General features: G+C 77.0%; 3 protein-coding genes. All 3 read right to left on the bottom strand.

Going from position 1 to position 4,206, the window contains the following annotated elements:
- Window positions 1-278 precede the first annotated feature (278 nt).
- Window positions 279-791: a sigma-70 family RNA polymerase sigma factor gene (locus NH602_RS28725; protein ID WP_073573699.1), complete on the bottom strand. Its 513-nt coding sequence runs from the start codon at window positions 789-791 to the stop codon at window positions 279-281.
- Window positions 792-868: 77 nt separating this feature from the next.
- Window positions 869-2,632: a protein kinase family protein gene (locus NH602_RS28730; RefSeq protein WP_253069442.1), complete on the bottom strand. Its 1,764-nt coding sequence runs from the start codon at window positions 2,630-2,632 to the stop codon at window positions 869-871.
- Window positions 2,633-2,861: 229 nt separating this feature from the next.
- On the bottom strand, window positions 2,862-4,206 hold a 1,345-nt coding region (locus NH602_RS28735), incomplete at its 5' end, for a DUF6049 family protein (protein ID WP_253069443.1).

Here is a 4,206-nt window from a genome sequence, read left to right on the forward strand (position 1 = left end):
GCGCCCCGGCGGGCGGCGGCGCGGCGGCGGGCCGCCGGCCGCCGGAGCCTCGACCCGCTCCGGTCCGGGATCCGCTCGCGCCACCTCCGCGGCGAGCCGCGCCCGCATCCGCGCGGCCACGTCGTGCGGCATCGCCGCCGGACCGAGCTCCCGGGCCACCCGCGTCCCGACCTCGGTGAAGTGTTCTTCGTCGACATGACATGAAGCAGCTGAACGGTGGTTGTCGTCGTTCCGACGAGTGCTCTCCGACGAATTGTCGTCGGATCGGTGAGAACTACTCATCCCTCGTCCTCCCGCAACACGGGGGCCAGCCGGGCCCGCGCACGGGCCCGGCGGCTCTTCACCGTCCCCGGCGCCACCGCCAGCATCTCCGCCGCCTCCGCGACGCCGTAGCCGAGCCCGTCCACGAGCACCAGAGCGGCCCGCTGGTCCACCGGCAGCAGGGCCAGCGCGTCGGAGACGGCGAGCCGCACGACGAGCCCGCCCGCGTGGTCCCGGGCCGCGACGACCGTCTCCAGGGCCCGCAGCCGGTCCCGTCGCCGCCCGGCCGCGCGGAGCCGGTCGACGCAGTCGTTCACGAGGATCCGGTGCAGCCACGTCCCCGTCGCGGCGTCACCGCGGAACCCGGGCGAGCGGAGCGCGGACAGGAACGCCTCCTGCACCGCGTCCTCGGCCTCGGTCCGGTCGCCGAGCATCCGCAGGGCCACCGACCAGAGCCGGTCGGCGTACCTGCGGAACATCTCGTCCAGGTCGGGCGGGGCCCGGTCCGGGATCCGGTCGACGGTCGTCACCCGCGCACGGTAGGCAGCGCCGGGCGGTGCTCACGGGCGTTGCCGGGCCGGTCCGTCGCGATCGCGAACGGGGCGGCTCAGGGTGCGGTGCGGCGGAAACTGATGTCGTCGATCCGGGTCTGGTTGTCCGGCCCGAGGTTCGTGATCCACAGGAGCACGTGCTGGGTGGGCCGTCCCGGGTCGAGGCCGACCGTCGTCCGTCCCGAGGACAGGGTGACGGTGTCGAGCAGCGTCGTCTCCGCCAGCGTCGGCTCGGCCGACGGGGCCGAGCGGACCTCCACGACCGCGCCCGCGGTCGGCGAGTCGATGGTGAGCCCGGTGAGCGGCTCGGCGGCGTCGAACGAGGCCAGCACGCCGATCCCGGGCTTGAGCGCCGGGAAGGGCTGGAAGTAGCGGCTCGTCGTCCACACGGTGGAGGGGTCGCCGTCGACGGCGTTGCCGACGGTGCCGGCGTTGTCCGCGTCGCCGACCGGGTCGAACACCGTCGCCGACACGTCCGGCACCGCGGTACCCGTCCCGGACGACGCGGCCGGGGCCGCAGGGGCGGGTACCTGCTGCTGCACCGGGGCGCTCGCCGCGGGCGGGACGACCACCGGCGGGGTGCCGCCGCCGCCGAACAGCATGCCCAGCTGCACGGCGACGTACCCGAGCACGATCAGTACGCCGACGGCCAGCACCCCGAGACCGATCCGCAGGTTGCGGCGGCGCCGGGGGTCGTTGCGGGTGTCGGGCAGCCGGTCGGAGTCCTGCCACACGTCGTCGGGCTCGGCGGGCGCGCCGTCGTGCACCGGCGGGAAGAAGGCCTGGTCGGCGTCCTCGGCGACGACGTCGGCCAGCATCCGGTGCATCGCCGCGGCGGTGTGCACCCGGCTGACGCCGTCGCCCTGGCCGAGCGCACCGCTGCACAGCGTGTCCAGCTCCAGCGGCACCCCGGGACGCAGCTGCGACGCCGGGCGCAGCCGGCCCGCGGGCGTGCGGTCGGCGGCGACGAGCCCGGCGCGGGCGGCGTCGGACACCGACAGCGGCCAGCGCCGGGTGAGCAGGCAGTAGAGGATCCCGCCGAGCCCGCGGACGTCGTCGGCGGCGGACACCGACGGGCGCGGGAGCAGGAACGCCAGCATGGCGCGCCCGTCCGGGGTGATCCGGACGCGCTGCGGGTGGTCGCAGCCGAGGACCAGGCCCTGCTGGTGGGCCTCGGTGGCGGCGGCCGACAGGGTCTCGACGGCCTTGGCGGCCCGCTGCGCGCGGACCGGGCCCTCGGCGACGGTCTCGGCCAGCGAACGCCCGGGCACCCACTCGGCGACGGCGGCGCCCAGCACGTCGGCCGGCAGGCCGTGCGTGCCCGGGGCCAGTACGTCGAGCAGCCGGGCGCTGCCGGAGTGCTCGAAGCAGCCCGAGCGCAGGGCACGCACGATCATCTCGCCGGCGCGGGCGGTGCCCTCCGGGTCGTCGGAACGGTCGTCGGCGGGGAGCCTGCGCAGCAGCGTGACGCCGACCGGGCGGCGCAGCACGGTGTCCTCGGCGCGCCAGAACTCCGCCCCGGCGGCCGGGTCGGACCCGATCCGCTGACGGAGCACGTAGCGCTCGGTGAGCGGCGAGCCCGCGGTGGTGCCCGCGGTCTCGCGGACGGGCGGGATGCGCTCGGTGGGCCGGGCCTGGGCCGGCACCGCGGGCACGGCGGCCGTCGGCTGCTCGTCGGCGGGTACTCCGGCGGTCCCGGGTGCGTCGGCGGTCGCCGTGGCGTCGGTGGGGTCGAGCGACGGGTGCGGACGGGGGGTCGCGTCGTCCTCGACGGGGTGGGGGCCGGTCCGGGCAGTGCGCTCGCCGATCTGCCCGCTCAACGGCCTCGCCCTCCCCTGGCGCTCGGTGTCGTGTCCGGCGTCAGCCTACGGCACTCGGTCGGATGTGGACGAGCCGAGAACACGCCCCGGATCCGTCTCCCCTGTCTTCGGAGACGGGGGACCATCGGTTTGCCTCCTCGCCCTCCGGATTCGCCGGAAAGCACCTGTGATGCGACGAGCGGTCAATACCGGACGGCGAACGACAGCCGTGTTCCTTGTCTCCCCCGGCTCAAGAGCCGTGGACGCGTCCGGACGGCGCCGGTCCCGGTGGCACGGGGACGTCCGGGGGCGTGCCGGGCCCTGACCCGGGGCCGGGCCCGGGGCCGGGCCCGGGGCCACCGGACGGCCCGGCTGCGGCGGCCGGACGCAGCCGGCGCAGCACCCGCCGGACCACCAGGACCACGAGGACACCGCCGGCGATCGCGGTCAGCCAGACCGTGACCGTTCCGTAGACCGTCGACCGCACCCGTAGCCGGGTGTCCGGGCCGAGCGCGACGCCGTCGGGGGTGAGCAGGCCCGCGTCGACGCTGAACACCCCGGAGCGGGTGACCTGGGCGCTGACCCGCACCTGGACGCGGCCGCGCGGGGGGACCGCCTGCACCTCGATCGGGGCGACCCGCAGCCCGGTGGTACTCGACAGCACCACCCGCACGTTCATCGTCACCGGCAGCCCGTTGGCGACGGTGATCAGCAGCGGTGCGTCGCTGGTTCCGAGCGAGTACGGGCTGGGCGGCTCCACCACACGCACCGACGCACGGATCTCGGCGATCCGGTCGGCGACGACGGTCTCCTCCCGCTCGGCGCGGGCCGGGTCGCCCCGCCACCACGACGACACCGCCCGCAGCGTGCCGGTCACCAGCGGGTCGAACACGTCGGCGGGGCTGGCCCCGACCCCGGTGCGGGCCTCGGCCGCAGCCCGTAGCGCCTCGATCGTCCGGACCTGGTCGGCCACCCCGGACACGACCGTCCCCGGGATCTCCGCGCCGCCGGCCTGCGGTGGGTAGAACAGCTGCGTCCCGCCCGCCTGCACGGCGCCGTCGATGAGGGTGGACAGGCCGGTCGGGGCGATCCGGCCGTCGTCGATCAGCGAGGTCAGGGCGGTCAGCACCCCGGCGGCGGCCGGCCCGTCCGCGGCCCAGCGGTGCGGCGGTGCGACGACCAGCGGGCCGCCGGCGTCCCCGGCCCGGAACGCGAGCGCCCCGGCGAGGTCCTGGCCGGCGAGCCCGCCCACGTCCCCCTCCTGCACCTCGACGCCCGCGGGTCCGGTCGCGGCCTCGGTGAGCAGCGGGTCGGTGAGCAGCGCGGAGTCGTCGCCGTCGCGGCCGGTGCCGTCGGAGCCGCCGACGCGCACCCGGCCGGAGGCCGCCGTGCCGGTCACCCCGTCGGCGGAGAGCAGCAGCCGGGTCCCGCCGCCGAGGGCGTCCAGCGTCGCCTCGTCGACGACGCCGTCGGCGGGCCACACGACGCCGTCGAGGGCCGTGGTCCCCAGCTCGGTGGACAGGGTCCGGCGGCCGCGGTCCAGCGCGGTCCGGGCGAGGTCGGCCCGGCCGCCGCGGACCAGGGCGACGAGGTCG

It is taken from the genome of Pseudonocardia sp. McavD-2-B, assembly GCF_024124365.1.
GTDB classification, from domain to species: Bacteria; Actinomycetota; Actinomycetes; order Mycobacteriales; family Pseudonocardiaceae; genus Pseudonocardia; species Pseudonocardia alni.